The sequence below is a fragment of the Halobacteria archaeon AArc-dxtr1 genome (genome assembly GCA_025517425.1).
Taxonomy (GTDB): domain Archaea; phylum Halobacteriota; class Halobacteria; order Halobacteriales; family Natrialbaceae; genus Halostagnicola.
In genome coordinates this window covers 488,417-503,395 of the sequence record JAOPJY010000002.1, presented here as the reverse complement: position 1 = coordinate 503,395, position 14,979 = coordinate 488,417, and the positions used below count along the sequence as shown (strand labels likewise).

General features: G+C 64.5%; 17 protein-coding genes and 1 riboswitch. Of the genes, 8 read left to right on the top strand and 9 right to left on the bottom strand.

Going from position 1 to position 14,979, the window contains the following annotated elements:
- Positions 1 to 38 precede the first annotated feature (38 nt).
- Both OB905_11355 and OB905_11350 read right to left on the bottom strand, forming a co-directional pair.
- Positions 39 to 638 (bottom strand): magnesium transporter, encoded by a 600-nt coding sequence (locus tag OB905_11355; protein MCU4926570.1) that lies wholly within the window; start codon positions 636 to 638, stop codon positions 39 to 41.
- Positions 638 to 1,207 carry a magnesium transporter gene (locus OB905_11350; GenBank protein MCU4926569.1) on the bottom strand — a complete coding sequence of 190 codons (570 nt, stop codon included), beginning with the start codon at positions 1,205 to 1,207 and terminating at the stop codon, positions 638 to 640. The genes OB905_11355 and OB905_11350 overlap by 1 nt, the downstream gene beginning before the upstream one ends.
- Positions 1,208 to 1,498: 291 nt before the next feature.
- Here OB905_11350 and OB905_11345 point away from each other — a divergent pair, with 291 nt between their 5' ends.
- Entirely contained in the window at positions 1,499 to 2,440 is a 942-nt protein-coding gene (locus tag OB905_11345; GenBank protein ID MCU4926568.1) for a WbqC family protein, read from the top strand.
- A gap of 53 nt (positions 2,441 to 2,493) precedes the next feature.
- Here OB905_11345 and OB905_11340 read toward each other — a convergent pair whose 3' ends face one another.
- Both OB905_11340 and OB905_11335 read right to left on the bottom strand, forming a co-directional pair.
- On the bottom strand, positions 2,494 to 2,910 hold the full coding sequence (locus OB905_11340; GenBank protein MCU4926567.1) for a CrcB family protein: 417 nt from the start codon (positions 2,908 to 2,910) through the stop codon (positions 2,494 to 2,496).
- On the bottom strand, positions 2,907 to 3,296 hold the full coding sequence (locus OB905_11335; GenBank protein MCU4926566.1) for a CrcB family protein: 390 nt from the start codon (positions 3,294 to 3,296) through the stop codon (positions 2,907 to 2,909). The genes OB905_11340 and OB905_11335 overlap by 4 nt, the downstream gene beginning before the upstream one ends.
- A 5-nt stretch (positions 3,297 to 3,301) precedes the next feature.
- Positions 3,302 to 3,367, bottom strand: a riboswitch (Fluoride riboswitch).
- An 84-nt stretch (positions 3,368 to 3,451) separates the two neighbouring features.
- On the opposite strand from OB905_11335, the gene OB905_11330 reads away from it, so the two are divergent.
- The 3 genes from OB905_11330 (at position 3,452) to OB905_11320 (ending at position 7,386) form a co-directional block, all read left to right on the top strand.
- Positions 3,452 to 4,384 carry a cation diffusion facilitator family transporter gene (locus OB905_11330; protein MCU4926565.1) on the top strand — a complete coding sequence of 311 codons (933 nt, stop codon included), beginning with the start codon at positions 3,452 to 3,454 and terminating at the stop codon, positions 4,382 to 4,384.
- Between the two features lie 47 nt (positions 4,385 to 4,431).
- On the top strand, positions 4,432 to 5,361 hold the full coding sequence (locus OB905_11325; GenBank protein MCU4926564.1) for an MBL fold metallo-hydrolase: 930 nt from the start codon (positions 4,432 to 4,434) through the stop codon (positions 5,359 to 5,361).
- Positions 5,362 to 5,427: 66 nt separating this feature from the next.
- Positions 5,428 to 7,386 (top strand): long-chain fatty acid--CoA ligase, encoded by a 1,959-nt coding sequence (locus OB905_11320; GenBank protein ID MCU4926563.1) that lies wholly within the window; start codon positions 5,428 to 5,430, stop codon positions 7,384 to 7,386.
- Positions 7,387 to 7,413: 27 nt separating this feature from the next.
- Here OB905_11320 and OB905_11315 read toward each other — a convergent pair whose 3' ends face one another.
- The 4 genes from OB905_11315 to OB905_11300 form a co-directional block, all read right to left on the bottom strand.
- Positions 7,414 to 8,055, bottom strand: a complete 642-nt coding sequence (locus OB905_11315) for a TIGR02587 family membrane protein (protein MCU4926562.1) — start codon at positions 8,053 to 8,055, stop codon at positions 7,414 to 7,416.
- A gap of 94 nt (positions 8,056 to 8,149) precedes the next feature.
- The gene (locus OB905_11310) at positions 8,150 to 8,479 is read right to left on the bottom strand and encodes a hypothetical protein (GenBank protein MCU4926561.1); all 330 of its coding nucleotides are present in this window, start codon (positions 8,477 to 8,479) and stop codon (positions 8,150 to 8,152) included.
- Between the two features lie 60 nt (positions 8,480 to 8,539).
- Positions 8,540 to 9,883 (bottom strand): serpin family protein, encoded by a 1,344-nt coding sequence (locus OB905_11305; protein MCU4926560.1) that lies wholly within the window; start codon positions 9,881 to 9,883, stop codon positions 8,540 to 8,542.
- Positions 9,884 to 9,991: 108 nt separating this feature from the next.
- Positions 9,992 to 11,128, bottom strand: a complete 1,137-nt coding sequence (locus OB905_11300; GenBank protein MCU4926559.1) for a thiolase family protein — start codon at positions 11,126 to 11,128, stop codon at positions 9,992 to 9,994.
- 167 nt (positions 11,129 to 11,295) lie between these two features.
- Between OB905_11300 and OB905_11295 the strand changes: the two genes are divergently transcribed.
- The 3 genes from OB905_11295 (at position 11,296) to OB905_11285 (ending at position 13,736) form a co-directional block, all read left to right on the top strand.
- On the top strand, positions 11,296 to 12,069 hold the full coding sequence (locus tag OB905_11295) for a DUF5806 family protein (GenBank protein ID MCU4926558.1): 774 nt from the start codon (positions 11,296 to 11,298) through the stop codon (positions 12,067 to 12,069).
- A 111-nt stretch (positions 12,070 to 12,180) separates the two neighbouring features.
- Positions 12,181 to 13,083, top strand: coding sequence for a phosphatase PAP2 family protein (locus tag OB905_11290; protein MCU4926557.1), 903 nt, complete (start codon positions 12,181 to 12,183; stop codon positions 13,081 to 13,083).
- 56 nt (positions 13,084 to 13,139) lie between these two features.
- Positions 13,140 to 13,736, top strand: coding sequence for a GNAT family N-acetyltransferase (locus OB905_11285; protein ID MCU4926556.1), 597 nt, complete (start codon positions 13,140 to 13,142; stop codon positions 13,734 to 13,736).
- An 8-nt stretch (positions 13,737 to 13,744) separates the two neighbouring features.
- Here the strand turns inward: OB905_11285 and OB905_11280 are convergent, their stop codons facing one another.
- Positions 13,745 to 14,272 (bottom strand): hypothetical protein, encoded by a 528-nt coding sequence (locus OB905_11280; protein MCU4926555.1) that lies wholly within the window; start codon positions 14,270 to 14,272, stop codon positions 13,745 to 13,747.
- Positions 14,273 to 14,459: 187 nt separating this feature from the next.
- Between OB905_11280 and OB905_11275 the strand changes: the two genes are divergently transcribed.
- On the top strand, positions 14,460 to 14,948 hold the full coding sequence (locus OB905_11275) for a PaaI family thioesterase (protein MCU4926554.1): 489 nt from the start codon (positions 14,460 to 14,462) through the stop codon (positions 14,946 to 14,948).
- Positions 14,949 to 14,979: the final 31 nt, after the last annotated feature.

Sequence of the window (14,979 nt, the reverse complement as noted above, 5' to 3'; positions counted from 1 at the left end):
GTCTAAGGACTTTCGAGTGACGCCGATCGGGCCGGCGCTCAGAACGGTGCCGGAAGATCGAACTCCAGTACCACCGCCGAGACGCCGATAAAGATGACCATCCCAAAGACGTCGACGACGTTCGTGACGATCGGGATCGTCGTGTCGTCGGGATCGATCCCCAATCGGTAGGAGCCGTAGGTCGCCGCGAAGCTGAAGACGATCGCGATCACGGCCACCGACATCCCGCTGACCAGCGAGATGAAAAGCAGCGTTCCGAGTTCGATCGCGGTGTCGAAAAAGAGGACGCCGAGCAGGTAGGCACCGATCCCCAGTGCGGTAAAGATCGTCGCCGCGAGCGCCAGGATCGCGCCGACGTTCGCCCACAGCACTCGATCTCGGGGATCGAGTTCCGTCGTCCCGAGGTGAAACCGCGTCGATAGCCGCGAACTCAAGATCGCGCCTAAGTTGCCGCCCATGTCGACCATCGTCGGCACCATCACGGCGAGGATCGCGAACTCCTCTAACATCTCTTCGGCGCCCTCGAGGGTGATCCCGGCCCAGAGGACGATGATCGAGAGGATCACGAGCAGCGGGAACATGTTGCCGACGATCGACTTCCACTCCCAGGTGCCAAGCGAGCCCTGTGGAACGACCATCAGACGAGCACCTCCACGAAGCCGATGGCGAACAGCATGAACAGCATCCCGAAGATATCACCGAGCGTCGTCACGATGGGCCCGACGAGGTTGTCGGGATCGTAGCCGTGCTTGTAGCCGGCGAAGATGAGCGCGAGCAAGCCGAAGATCAAGACGACCGATGTCAGGACGCCGGCGATCAGCATGATGCCGACCAGTTCGTAGAGTGCGGCGGGCTCCCACCCGAGAATCAACAGCGCCAGCCACGTGACGACGCCGATCACGATCGAGATACCGATGCCGTTGATAAACGAGGCAGCCACCGCGTTGACGAGTCGTTCGTCCCACTCGAAGCGCGGTTCGATCAACCCTTGGTGGAGTCCACTCGCGATCCGGCCCCCGAGGGCGCCGTAGACGTTGCCCCGGGTAGCGAGGAACACCGGGACCATCACGAGCAGCCCCGGAAATCGCTCGACGCTCTCGAGGATTCCTTCGAGCACCAACCCGGCGAAGAGACCGCCGCCGAGGGCAACGAACAGGATGGGTATCGTCTCACGGTAGATCGACCAAAAGTCGCCGCGGACGCTCATATCCCTGAGTCACACAGTATCGTGTTAAACGTATCGAGTGTCGCTACTGCGACAGCCCGATCGAGACGCGAAACGACGCCCATATCGGTTGGTAGGGTGTCATTTCTCTGGCTTGGTGATGGTCTGGTGTGTTGCGGGCGCGCTGTTGGAGATGCGAGAACGGGGTTTCACTCTCTACCACTGTGACTGTCTATCTTCCGCGACCATTTTCCACTCATTAACAATAGGGGACTACCGATTCGGTTCGTCCGAACTGAGTGGTGTCAACGCCAGCACCATTTGCACGACGACATGAGACAACCATCCGACCGATCCGACCTGACCGATCTGGACGAGCACTGCCGACGAACAGCGTTGCCACACGACTCGCATCACTCCGAGCACGCCGACGCAACCGATGCCCGAAACTTTCCATCCACGTCGGCCGAGCGCGGGCCACAAAATGCCAGTCAGACGCCGATAGTCCCCGAAACGGATCCGAACCGGTCTGGTATTGCGTCGCCCGAGACGGGGCCGGTAAACGCCGCTGTCTCTGACACCGAGACGGTCACTGTGGCGGCCCATCAGCCCAACTACTTGCCGTGGCTCGGCTACCTCCACAAGCTCCACCGCTGTGACGTCTTCGTCCTCTTAGACGACGTCGAGTACACGAGCGGTTCCTGGATCAACCGAAACCGCATCAAGACGCCCGACGGCTGGACGTGGCTCACCGTCCCGGTCAGAGACACCGGCGGTCCCATCGCCGACGTCACGATCGCCGACGATACCGGCTGGCGAGCGGACCATCGCAAGAGCTTCCAGCAAAACTACGGTAAGGCGGCCGCCTTCGAGGAGTTCGAGGAGCGCTTCGCGGACGTGTACGAGCGAGAGTGGGAGTCGCTGTACGCGCTCAACACCGAACTCCTCCGTCGGCTCGTCGACCGGCTCGGGATCGACTGTACGTTCGTCAGGTCGTCCGATATCGGTGTCGACGCCACCGACTGCAAGCGGATCGTCGAACTCTGTCGCGCCGTCGGCGCAGACCGGTACCTCTCAGGAACTGGCGCACGATCCTACCTCGAACAGGATCGCTTCGACGAGGCGGGGATCGATCTGGCGTACCAATCTCTCGATCATCCAGAATACGAACAGCGGTTCGACGACTTCGTCCCGGAGCTGTCGGCTGTCGATGCTGTGCTCAATCTCGGCGCCGACCGGACGATGGAGCTCGTCGAATCGCTCGACGACCGCTAAGCAGCCGGCGACGGTCGCCGCCACAGTTGGGCCCCAGCCATCGCCACTACTGCTCAGACGATACTGGCCACCACCAGCCACGCCAGCCCGATCGCTGCCAGCGAGACGAGCAGGTTCGCGGCCGCATTGGCCGCGGCCAGTCGACGGTCCCCCCGTTCCCACAGCTGGACCGTTTCGACCGAAAACGAGGAAAACGTCGTAAACGAGCCACAGATCCCGATCCCGAGGAGCTGGATCATCGATGTCCCTGCCCCGGCGAACACTGCTGCCCCGAAGACGAAACTCCCCAGGACGTTGACCGCGAGCGTCGCTGTCGGAAACTCGTCTTGGGGAACGTAGAGGTAAACCCAGTGGCGCAACAGTGCGCCGACCGCCCCGCCGGTGCCCACGAGGTGGGCCGGCTCCGGCTCGATCGCTGTGGCGAGGCTGGCCAGGAGGTCCGCGACAGCAGCCACGAGCCCCGAACTCACTTTTCACCACCCCGAACCCACCGAGCGATCCTTCGCCCGACGAGGACGCCGGCAAAGCCCAGGCCGTAGTTCGCCGCGACGATTCCCATCGTCAGGAGGGGTCCACCGGCGGTCGCGGTCTGGACGGCGAAGGTGCTGTAGGTGGTCAGCGAGGAGAGAAACCCGGTCGTCAGAAGCAGCCGGGACTTCCGGTCGACGATCCCGGTGTAGGCGGCTTCGTAGACCAGAACGCCGAGTGCCGCGCTTCCGAGGACGTTGACGAGCAACACCGCCTGGATCTCGGGGAGCGTGCCGACGGCGAGAAACCGAAGATTCGAGCCGGCGAAGCCGCCGATAGCGATCAGGGCGAGCGTCTCGAGACGGGCTATGGGGTGGGCATCAGACATGGCTGATCGAAACAGGGACCGTCAGCCGGTGACGGCGGTTGGATCAGGCGGGCCCCATCGCCCGGATACGGCCCGCTACTCAGGTGGGGACAAAGAGGATTCCGGAAGTCACCCCAAACGAAAAGACCCAAGTTTAGACTCCATCTAAATGTGGTATGGCCGACGTAACGGAGGACGGAGCCAGCGCCGCGCAGCGACGCCAGTTTACCAAGGCGTCGGCGGCGAACGTCCTCGGAAATACGGCCAAGATCGCCGTTGAGGGCGCCGTCGGCCTCGCCTTCGGCAGCGTCGCCCTGCTCGCGGACGCGGCCCACTCCGTCGCCGACCTCGTTGCGAGCGTCGTCGTCCTCGTCTGGGGGCGCAGCTCCTTCGACGAGCCGGACTCGACCCACCCCCACGGTCACGAGCGCATCGAACCGCTCACGGCGCTGTTCGTCGGCGCGGTGATCGCTCTGCTCGGCTTGCTGTTGCTCTCCGAGTCCGTCCAGGGGCTTCTCGATCTCGACCCACCCGAGGCGAACCTCCTCTTGCTCGGCGCGCTGGCGTTCGCCATCGTCGATATGTACCTCGTCTACCGCTACACGGAGTGGATAAACGCCGATCTCGACTCGACGGCGCTGCGGGCGCTGGCCACGGACTGTCTGAACGACATCTACACCTCTCTCGCGGCGGTCGTCGGCGTCGTCGGCGTCCTGCTTGGCTACCCAGTGCTCGACGCCCTCGCCGGCGCCCTGGTGAGTCTGCTGGTTATCTACCAGGGCGTCGTCATCGCCCGCGAGAACGTCGACTACCTCGTCGGCGCGGCAGCCTCGCCGGAGCAACGCGATCGCATCCATCGAACTCTCGAGTCCCACCCGGACGTCGAGGGCGTCCACGACCTGACCGTTTTCCACGACGGCCCCGACCTGGAGGTCGAGGTTCACGTCGAAGTCGACGGCGAGATGCCGTTTCGCGAGGCCCACGATATCGAGACGGACCTCGTCGCCGCGCTCCGCGGGCTGGAGGCAGTCGGCGACGCCCACGTCCACCTGGATCCCTCTGGGATCGGTGAGTGGAAGACGGGCGACGACGCGGGGAGCGACGACTGACGGGCCCATATTTTTAATCCGTTCGCCGACGCCCTACCGGTATGGACATGCACCCGGATCGCATCCGCGAGGTCACCGCCGGCGACTGCACCGATCTCTACTGCGTCGACACCGGGATGTTCGACGCGCGACGATACGGCGCCGCCTACGTTCTCGACGACGACCGACCTGCGATCGTCGAGACCGGAACCGGTGCCAACCACGAGCGCGTGCTCGACGCGCTCGACTGGGCCGATATCGATCGCGAAGCCGTCGCGGCTATTGCCGTCACCCACGTTCACTTAGATCACGCCGGCGGCGCCGGACTGCTCGCCGAGGCCTGCCCGAACGCCGACGTCTACGTCGCAGAACCCGGCCGCTCGCACCTCGCAGACCCCTCGCGGCTCGTCGAGGGAACGAAACGCGCCGTTGGCGACCGCTGGCAGTACTACGCCGAGCCAGCCCCGGTTCCCGACGATCGGCTCGTCGCGGTCGAAGACGGCGACGTCGTCGATCTCGGAACTCACGAACTGCACGTCCACGACGCGCCGGGTCACACCTTCCACCAGGTGATCTTTGCGGATCCGGCCAACAACGCGGTGTTCACCGGCGATGCCGCCGGCATCTGGGTCCCCTCGCGATCGGAGATCCGTCCCACGTCTCCACCCGCGGACTTCGATCTCGAGGAGGCGCTCGCAGATCTCGGGACTATCGCCGAGATCGATCCCGACGTCCTCCTCTACACTCACTTCGGTCCCCGAGCGGTCGACGGTGATCTCGAGACCGTTCTCGAGACGTACGCCGATGCACTTCGGAAGTGGGTCGACGACGTCGAGACCACCCGCGAGAAACTGCCCTCTGACGAGGCCGTCGTCGAGTACTTCGGCGAGGCGGTCACGCCGGTCGAGGAGTGGGGCGAGGGAACCGCTCGCGCGGAGATCGAACTCAACGTGCGCGGCGTCTTGGGGTATCTCGACGAACTGGAGGAGTCCAGATAAACGCTGGTACACGTCCTGCTCGTTTCGCTACGTTTTATCGTGCGGGAGCCTCTACCACGCACTCGTATGGACTGGCGGGACGCCGAACGCGAGTACGACGACGAGGTGACGGGCGAGACTACCCTCGGACGCCTGTTCGAGGACGCCGCGGATCGGTTCCCCGACAGACCGGCCCAGCGGTACAAAGGTGGCGTCTACGATCGGTCGCTGGCGCCGGACATCGTTCCTGCGGCCGAGATCGGCGAGTTCCGGGCGCTCACCTACGCAGAGATGCGCCAGATTGTCCGCCATCTGGCGGCCGGCTTTCGCGATCTCGGCGTCGACCGGGGCGATCGCGTCGCCATCTTTGCGAACACCCGTATGGAGTGGGCCCAGACGGACTTTGCGTTGCTGTCGGCCGGCGCCGTCGTCACCACGATCTACCCGAAATCCTCGACGGACAACGTCCGCTACCTCCTCGACGACCCCGACGCCGACGGCGTCGTCGTGGAGAACGAAGCGCTGCTCGAACAGGTGCTTGCAGTCGAGGACGACCTCGATCTCGAGTTCATCGTCTCGATGGACGGTGTCGACGGCTACGGCGACCGCGATGACGTCCTGACGCTCGCAGATGTTCACGACCGCGGCGCGGCCGCGTTCGACGAACCGACCTATCAGGAGTGGGTCGATGCGCCCGCGATGGACGACGTGGCGAGCCTGATCTACACGAGCGGGACCACCGGAAAGCCAAAAGGCGTCAAACTCACCCACCGAAACTTCCGGTCGAACGTCTCCCAGATCCGGCGTCGGTACGGTCCCAGGCCGGACAAACCCGACGGGATACCCGTAATCGACGAGACGACTCGCGTCGTCTCGTATCTCCCCCTCGCACACGTCTTCGAGCGCACTGCAGGACACTTTCTGTTGTTCGCAAGCGGGGGCTCGGTCGCCTACGCCGAGAACCCCGACACCCTCCGGGACGACTTCGCGCTCGTCAGTCCGACAACGGCCACGAGCGTCCCGCGGGTCTACGAGAAGATCTACGACGCCGCCCGCGAGCAGGCAAGTGGCTCCCGGATCAAGCGGCGTATCTTCCGCTGGGCGGTTCGAACCGGGGCGACCTACCAGCGCACCGACGACCCGGACCGGGGGCTCCGAATCAAACAGCGACTCGCCGATCGCCTCGTGTTCAAATCGATTCGGGAGGCCCTTGGTGGCGAGATCGAACTGCTGATCAGCGGCGGCGGTAGCCTCTCTGCTGACCTGTGTACGCTGTATCACGGGATGGGACTGCCGATCTACGAGGGATATGGGCTGACCGAGACCGCCCCGGTTGTCGCAGCTAACCCGACGGAGGCGCCCGAGATCGGGACGATCGGTCCCTCGCTTCCTGGCGTCGAGATTCGCATCGACGAGAGCGTCGTCACCCAGTCGTCGTTCGAGGACGACGAGGGCGACGTCGGCGAGTTGCTCGTCCGAGGGCCGAACGTCACCGACGGCTACTGGAACAAGCCCAGGAAAACCGAGCGCGCGTTCGTCGAGGCCGACGACGGCGGCCGACCGTGGTTTCGCACCGGCGACATCGTCCACCGCCGGCCCGACGATTACCTCGAGTTCCGCGAGCGACTGAAACGGATTTTGGTCCTCTCGACCGGGAAGAACGTCGCGCCGGGACCGATCGAGGACGCCTTCGCGGCCAGCGAGGTGGTCGAGCAGTGTCTCGTCGTCGGCGATGGCGAGAAGTTCGTCGGCGCGCTCTTGGTGCCGAACACCGACCACATTCGGAAATGGCTCTCCGGCGTCGGTCTCGACATCCCTGACAACCCGGAAGCGTTCGTCGACAACGAGCACGTTCGGACCTACGTCAGCAAAGAGGTCGACAAGATAAACGAGGGGTTCGAACCCCACGAACAGATCAAACAGTTCCGCCTCCTCCCCGAGGAGTTCACCGAGGAAAACGAGATGCTCACGCCGACGATGAAGAAAAAGCGCCGAGTCATCTTAGATCGGTACGACGACCGCGTGGCCGATATGTACGCTGAGTAAGCGCTCGTCTGCGCCCGACCCTCCACGCTATGCTTCTCGTGTCGCGGTCTCCTCCCCTGTCGCGTTCGCCGTCTCCGCTCGCGAGTGCTCTCCTGGAAGGATATCACCCAGCGATCCGCCGACAGCCATCCCGGTGGCGATCACCGACACCTGACAGACCGCGAGCCACGGCTCTTCCCACGAGACGCGCCCCCACAGCGTCATCATCGCGCCCGCCGTCGCGACCGCGATTCCGAGCACCCAGACGGGCCGTCGCGGAACGACACCGAAGTAGGGCCGGGAGACCCGCACGTCCCGAAAGTCAGCTACGTACAGAATGCCGACCACGAGCGCGACCGTCAGCCCCGCGTTCGCGAGGAAAAACGCCGGTCGGTCCGCGAGGAACGCACCGATATCGAGGACACCGTCTTCGACGAGCAGGGGGAGACCCACGAGGACGCTGCCGATGAACGCCTCAGCTTTGTCCTTTCGTGTAAACTCCGTGATTACGCGACTGACGACCCCGTTGGTGCCGATTCGCGAGGCGAGTCGCATCGATTTTCGCACTTCGCGACGCTCCTCGGGATCGTCGACGGTCTCTGCCAAGGTGTCGAGTTGTTCGAGCAGCGCGTCGACGTCTCCCGTCCCCCGCTCGTCCGTTCCGGGTGTTCGATCCGGTGGCGATGACATGCTCGGACGTGACGTGGCGGCCGAATAAAGTCTCGCGACTGCGTCGCTTCACGTTCCCTTTTTCGGCCGTGCCAGCGCACTCCGAGGACGCCACTTACTGGTCGTCGTGCTCTCGTTGCTCGTCTACCCGGCGTCGCTCTCGGTCGACATCCTCACCATCTTCCGCGAGCGGGAAATCGTCCGCCCGCGAGGGGTGGACGTTGTACTTGCCCCCTGCGTACGGATCCTCTTCGGGGTCGTAGTCGAGTTCGCTACGCTCGAAGAGGTACATGAAGAAGCCGAATATCGGGATCAGACCGACGATGAGTAGCCATTTGCGCCGCTCTAAGGGCATGCGACCGGTATCGTAGTAGACCACCGCAATCAGCCCGAGGTGCCACGCCAGCGGGATGAGGACGATGATCGCGAGGAGTACCCTGCTCATTACCGGCAATTCGTTAGCCGGCGTTGTAAATTGCTCCCTAATTCCGACCGGCAAGATGGCTTACGGATCCCTCGGAACCGTGACGACCCGTCCGAGGAAGAGCACCGAATCGGTCGGCCGATCGCGGATCAGGAACAGAAACGGTCGGTCGACAGTCAGCTCGAACTCTACAGCCGGTGGCGCCGAGTCGGCGCCGCCGATCACCGCGGTCGCAGCGGCGGCTTCGGTTCCCTCCTCGTCGACGGCGACGAACGCCTCGTGAACCACGTCGGTGATGTGCAGGTCATCGCGATCGATGAGCCCGGTGAGGTCCGACTCGTGGGAGTCGAACGGTCGCTCCATTCCGAGCGCCTCGAGCACCGTGTGCAGTTCGTAGTCGGATTCGATCTCGAACCGAGGCAGTTCGACCTGGCCGTGTTGCTCCTCGAGTTCCGCGAGCAGGTCGTCTACGCGGTCGGTATCGAGTGACGCCTCGAACGCCTCGAACTCGCCGGCCTCGGGAAGGAGGACGACCATACTGGTCTCCCCGCCGACGTACGGAAGTTCCACGAGCTGGTGGCCGTCGACCTCGGCGTAGGGGAACGTCTCGGTCTGGGACATCATCGCCACCTCGTCGGTCGTCCCATCGAGCGCCGTGAACGCGGCGTCGTGGGTCCCACTCTCGTCGAACTCCTCGGCCCAGCCCGCGAGGAAGTAGATCGCGTTCGTCAGCACGATCGCCGTCAGGTCGTCGAACTGGCCCGGGGACACGAGGTCGTCGATCCGCCCCTCAGTCTGGTCGTCGACCCAGTCGTTGATCGTCTCGCTCGCACCCTCGGGATCGCCGCCGAAGTCTAGGGAGACGGGCCTGGCGCCGTAGTGGTCAGCCATCGTTTCGAGAAACGGCTCGCGAACGTCGAAGCGCTCGGCAGGCCAGAGTGCGTTGGCGACGTTCAGCTCGAACGGGTCGCCGTCGTCTTCCTCGTTCCCGCTGCCCCCACCGCCCTCACTTCGCTCTGCCAGCTCCCGATCGAGCGCGTTGAATGCCGGGTGAAGGTCGTCCTGATCGAGCGCGAAGTGCAACGTGTCGGCCATCTCCGGTTCGGTCTCGCCGCGGGCTCCCGCCCAGGTCATCGCCAGCGCTGCGGAGATGCTAAACGGCGAGACGAAGTGATCCGCGGCGGGTTCGGCGTCGACGAGCGCCTCGAACAGGTCGAACGCAAAGCGCGTGTTCCCCTCGACGAGCGCATCTACCGCTGCCGGTTCGATCTCGGGCTCGATGCGCTCGGCGGTCGTCTCTACCGTCGTTTCGCCACCGCTTCCGTTCCCGTCCCGGTCATCGTCTGGCTCGTCGCCCAGACAGCCGGCGAGGCCGACGAGGACAGCGCCCGAGAGCGCCAGCAGTTCCCGTTTCGTAGCAGTCATATGATCGCTTTCGACGGAGGATAGGTTAGGTGTACTCCTGGCTCAAAAATCCATTTTAGCTTTCGATGGCCAGTCGCCTGAGCTGAGAGCAAGTCAGTTTGTAGCCGCTCACCGCACGTCGAACTCGATCGCCGCACCCTGCCCGAAGCCGACACAGAGCGTCGTCAGGCCGCGCCCACCGCCGCGCTTTCGCAGCTCGTGGATCAGCGTCACCGGGAGCCGGGCGCCGGAGGCGCCAAGCGGGTGCCCGATCGCGATCGCGCCACCGTTGACGTTGAAGCGCTCGGGATCGACGCCGAGTTCGTTCCGGCAGTAGACCGCCTGGCTGGCGAACGCCTCGTTTAGCTCGACGAGGTCGTAGTCCTCGATCTCGGTGCCGGCGCGCTCTAAGAGACCGCGCGTCGCCGGAACGGGTCCAATTCCCATTACGGTCGGGTCGACGCCCGCGACGTGGTTGGCCCCGACCTCGGCGAGTATCTCCAGATCGTGCTCCGCAGCAAACGATTCGCTCGTGACGAGCACGGCCGCGGCACCGTCGGAGATCTGGGAGGCGTTCCCGGGGGTGACCGTGCCGTCGGATTTGAACACGGTCGGTAGCTCGGCGAGTGTCTCCGCTGTGGTCCCTGGTCGGAGCCCTTCGTCTTCGGCGATCGTCTCGCCGTCGACCTCGATCGGGACGATCTCGTTGTCGAAGCGCCCCTCCTCGGTCGCTGCGACGGCGCGTTGCTGACTCTGGGCGGCGTACTCGTCCTGTCGCTCGCGGGAAATCTCGTAGCGCTCGGCGACGGTCTCTGCGGTCATCCCCATCTGGAGCTCGCCGACGTTGTACTGTTCGGCCAGCTTCGGATGGATCTCGGGGATTGCTTCCCCCATCGGGACGTGGGTCATCGACTCGACGCCCCCGGCCACGATCGCCTCGCGGTTGCCCGCGGCGATCGCGTCGGCCGCCGACATGATCGCCTGCATTGAGGAGGCACACCACCGGTTGATCGTCGTCGCCGGCACGTCTTCGCCGAGCTCCGAGAGCAGCGCGATGATGCGCGCGAGGTTGTTCGCCTGCTGGCCGCGCTGCTGGGCACAGCCCCACATCAGGTCGTCTATCTCCTGGGCCGTGAGTCCGGTTTCGGCCAGGATGTGGTCGATCAGCGGTACCGAGAGGTCCTCGCTTCGCAGGTCGGCGAAGACACCGTCTTCTTTCCCCTGCGGGGTGCGGCAGGCGGCCGCGATCACTGGCGTCTCTGTCATACGATGGCATTCCTCCCTCATGGACTTAAATGCGGCAGAACGCGGCGAGACGGAACGCGAGTTTACGGCCGTCGCCGGTCTTCCACTGTGCCTCGACGATCTTCCGTCCACTGGCGGCCGATCGGTCCGTCCAAACCCTTATTCCGCGTCCACGGAAACTCCGTCACATGACCGACGATATCGACGGAACGCAGCGCCACAGCGTCGAAGACGAGGGCGCTGACGCTACGGAATCGGCCCCTGCGGACGTTCGGGACCCACCGCTAGGAGGGGAGGCGTCCGGCGATGCTTCTGATGCGGACGACACGTCCGCCAACGGTCCCGGCTCTGATAGTGACGATACTTCTGACGACGCCTCTGATGCCGGCGACACGTCTACCGACGCGTCGACTACGGACGATACCGTCGCCGACGCTGCGGACGCTTCCGGCGCTGTTCCCGACGACGATGTCCCCGCGGACGTACAGAAGTACGCGCGCTTCCAGAAGATGGACGGCGCCCAGTACGACCGGGTCAACGACTTCCTGCGGGATCGGACCTACGTCACGGCCCGCGAGTGGGCGATCGCCCGCCTCTGTGCGGACTTTCGCACCGAGACCGGTGTCGAGATGACCAAAATCGGCGAGAACCTGCCCGAACTCGTCCCCTTTATGACCGACACGTACAGCCCGCAGGCGGTCAATCAGGCCCGGTCGTCGTTCGAGGAGAAGGTGTGCATGGCGGGCGCGACCTTCCTCTACGGTGCGATGTGTGATTTCTTCACCGCCGAGGAACTCGACGACGTGATGTACGAGGCGACGGAGGTCGCGAAGTTCTTGCTGGAAGTCGAGGGCGTGGATCTCGACGTCGAAGAGGAACTCGAGGCCGAAGAGCGCATCTCGGCGGTGATGCGGGAGGTCCGCGAGGCCAGCAAGGAACTGCGTGAACAAGACGCCGACTGATCTTTACGGAACCCGACCCGCGTACCGTCACCGGTGGCCCCATACCTGTTACTATCCGAGAAACTGATCCCGTGAATTTATATCGTCTCCAGACTGGCGAAACGGTAGAGAATGCTCTTCGATCCAGCCACCGTCGAAGCCGTCCGCGATCTCTCTCCGGTCTGGCTCGTCCTGTTGCTCACAGTCCTCTCCTTTCTCGGGAGTACGTTCTACCAGGTGCCGATGTTGATCGTCTGCTACGTCATCGAGGCCCGTGAACGGACTGCGACCTGGCTCGCGATCGTCGCCGGCGGCTACTCGTTTCGCTCCCTCCTCAAGCACCTAAACGACGTCTCGCGGCCGCCGGTCGATTCGCCGATGGATCCCGCATCGTTTCCGGCGCTCGTCAGACCGATCTACGAGCATCCCGCCGAAATCTCGACGACGTCGTTTCCAAGTGGACACGTCATCGCGGCCACGGTCCTCTGGGGGCTGCTGGTCGTCGACACCGACGTTGGCACCCGTCGGCAACGGCTCTCTCTCGCCGGGACAGTCGTGTTCATCGTCGCCGCCTCGCGGGTCGTCCTCGGCGCCCACTACATCGAAGACGTCGTTGCCGGCTTGGTCTTCGGTCTGGTCTTCCTCGGTGTCGCGCTCTCCGTTCGGGACCGAAGCGCCCGACCCGTCGCAGCGACGGCTGGACTCGCGGCGGCCGTCTCGCTGACAGTCGTCTCGTTTACCGCGAGCACCACCGCGAGTACGGTCCTCGGCGCTTCGGTCGGTATGCTCGCGGCCGTCTTCGCTCCTGACGTCGCGCACCGTCTGCGTCGCCTCCCGCGACGGATTGCAGCAGCGTGGCTCCTGGCGGGAACAGCCGTTGCTGCCGCGGTGATCGTCCTCTCGTCGGTCCTCGTCCATCTGCTGGCGATCGGCTTTGTGGCCGGCGCGACCGTTTACTGGCTCCCGCGACAGCAGCCTATCCGATCGCTGATGCCTACTGTCACTCGCCGCGTCCGCGCTGCGAGCAAACGCTAACGCGTTCGCTTCCGGTCCGGTCGGGGATATATGCCTCACGCCGCGAAAGCCGACCTATGTCGTTTTGCCTTCGACTGGCAACTCCCGATGACGCCGCCGCGATTCGCGACATCTACAGTCCGTTCGTCGCCGAGACGCCGATCTCCTTCGAGACGGAGCCACCGTCGGTCGCGGAGATGGCGACGCGTATCGAGGAGACACTCCCGGACTACCCCTGGCTCGTCTGCGAGGGCGAGGAGGGGGTACTCGGCTACGCGTCGGCTGGACCGCTGCGGGCGATGGCAGCCTACGACTGGTCGGTCGAACTCTCGGTCTACGTCGCCGAGTCCGCCCACGACTCCGGTATCGGCACCGCGCTGTACGACGCGATCCTTCGGACCTTGGCTGAACAGCCGGTCTACGGCGCGTATGCGGCTGTCACGGTGCCGAACCCGGCCAGCGAGCGCCTTCACGAGCGCATGGGATTCGAGCCGGTGGGAATCTTTCCCGCGGCCGGCTACAAACGCGAGGAGTGGCACGACGTACAGTGGTGGTACCGGGAGATAGCCAGGCGCCCGTCAGACCCCGAGCCACCACAGCCGGTCGACACCCTCCGCGAGACGGGCGCACTCGAAACAGCCTTTCAGGCCGGCGAGAGCCATCTCGAACGCTGAACGAGGAGTTACGTCTCCTCGGGGTCCGAGTCAGCGTCCCCCTCGAGGTACCACGATTCGTCTTCGACGAACAGCGACGGGTCGTCGTGGGAGAAGACTACCCAGCCATCTGCGCCCGCCTGCTCGACGTAGGTAAACAGCGTTCCTTCCTCGAGGGCGGTTCCAAGCGCCGATCGGGCATCCGTTCGGTCGTAGTACAGCGGGAGGAGTACGGCGTGTTCGCTCTCGTCGTCGCGCTCGACCGCCAGGACGACCGTCGTCTCTCCCGACGTCTGGTAGTAGACGTCGACCGCGCTGAACGTCACGTCCGCACTGGAGACGACGTCCTCGACTGCGACGTACGCCTCGTCGCTGACGATCGCTCGGAGTCCGACTCGTTCGCCGGTCTCGACAGGCTCGACGCGCTCTGGCTCGACCGCCACGGTCGTCCAGCCCGCCTCACGGAACTCCGTCTCGATGGTTCTGGCGTCCTCCAGTAGCCGTTCCCAGGGCTCGTCGTCGCCGGGAATCGGTGCGGTGGTCGTCTCGTCTGTCATCGGTCGATCACACCTGCTGGTCGGTCGGCGCTCATACGTTCGTTCACCGACAGACGGCGTCAAAAGCGTTGGCTCACGGCTTTTGATACGTTTTCTGGATCGATACGCCGACTCCGATTTAGGCGATCGATACGGCGAGTCGGGCCCGAAGCACAGCGATCAAGAGCGCGGCTCGTGAACGGACCGTATGGTAGATTCCGACACGTCGTCGAACCCGCTCGGTGAGGGCGATCTCGAAACGCTGTTACAGCACTACGTCGACGATCACCAGGAGTTTCTCTCGTGGATCGGCACCGGTGTCGAGCATCTCGACACCGGAACCCTGACGCTCTCGATTCCGTACGACGAGAAGCTGACGAACGCACGACCGCAGGCGCCCGAGGGGACGCGGCCGGATATCCACGGCGGCATCGCCGCGACGCTGATCGATACGGCAGGCGGACTCTCGCTTCGGACCGAACTCGAGAATCCGATTTCGGCGGACGTGGCCACGATCACGCTCAACGTTAACTATCTGCGGCCCGCGACTGGCGACCTGACCGCTACCGCCGACGTGGTCCGCGTCGGTTCGACGGTCGGCGTCAGCGAGGTCGTCGTCGAGAGCACCACACCAGACGGCGAGACGCGGGAAGTTGCGACCGGACAGGGCGCCTACCGCATCTTTCGGGGGGAGTGACCAACGGGCGCTACCGGGCCTTGGTCCAGAC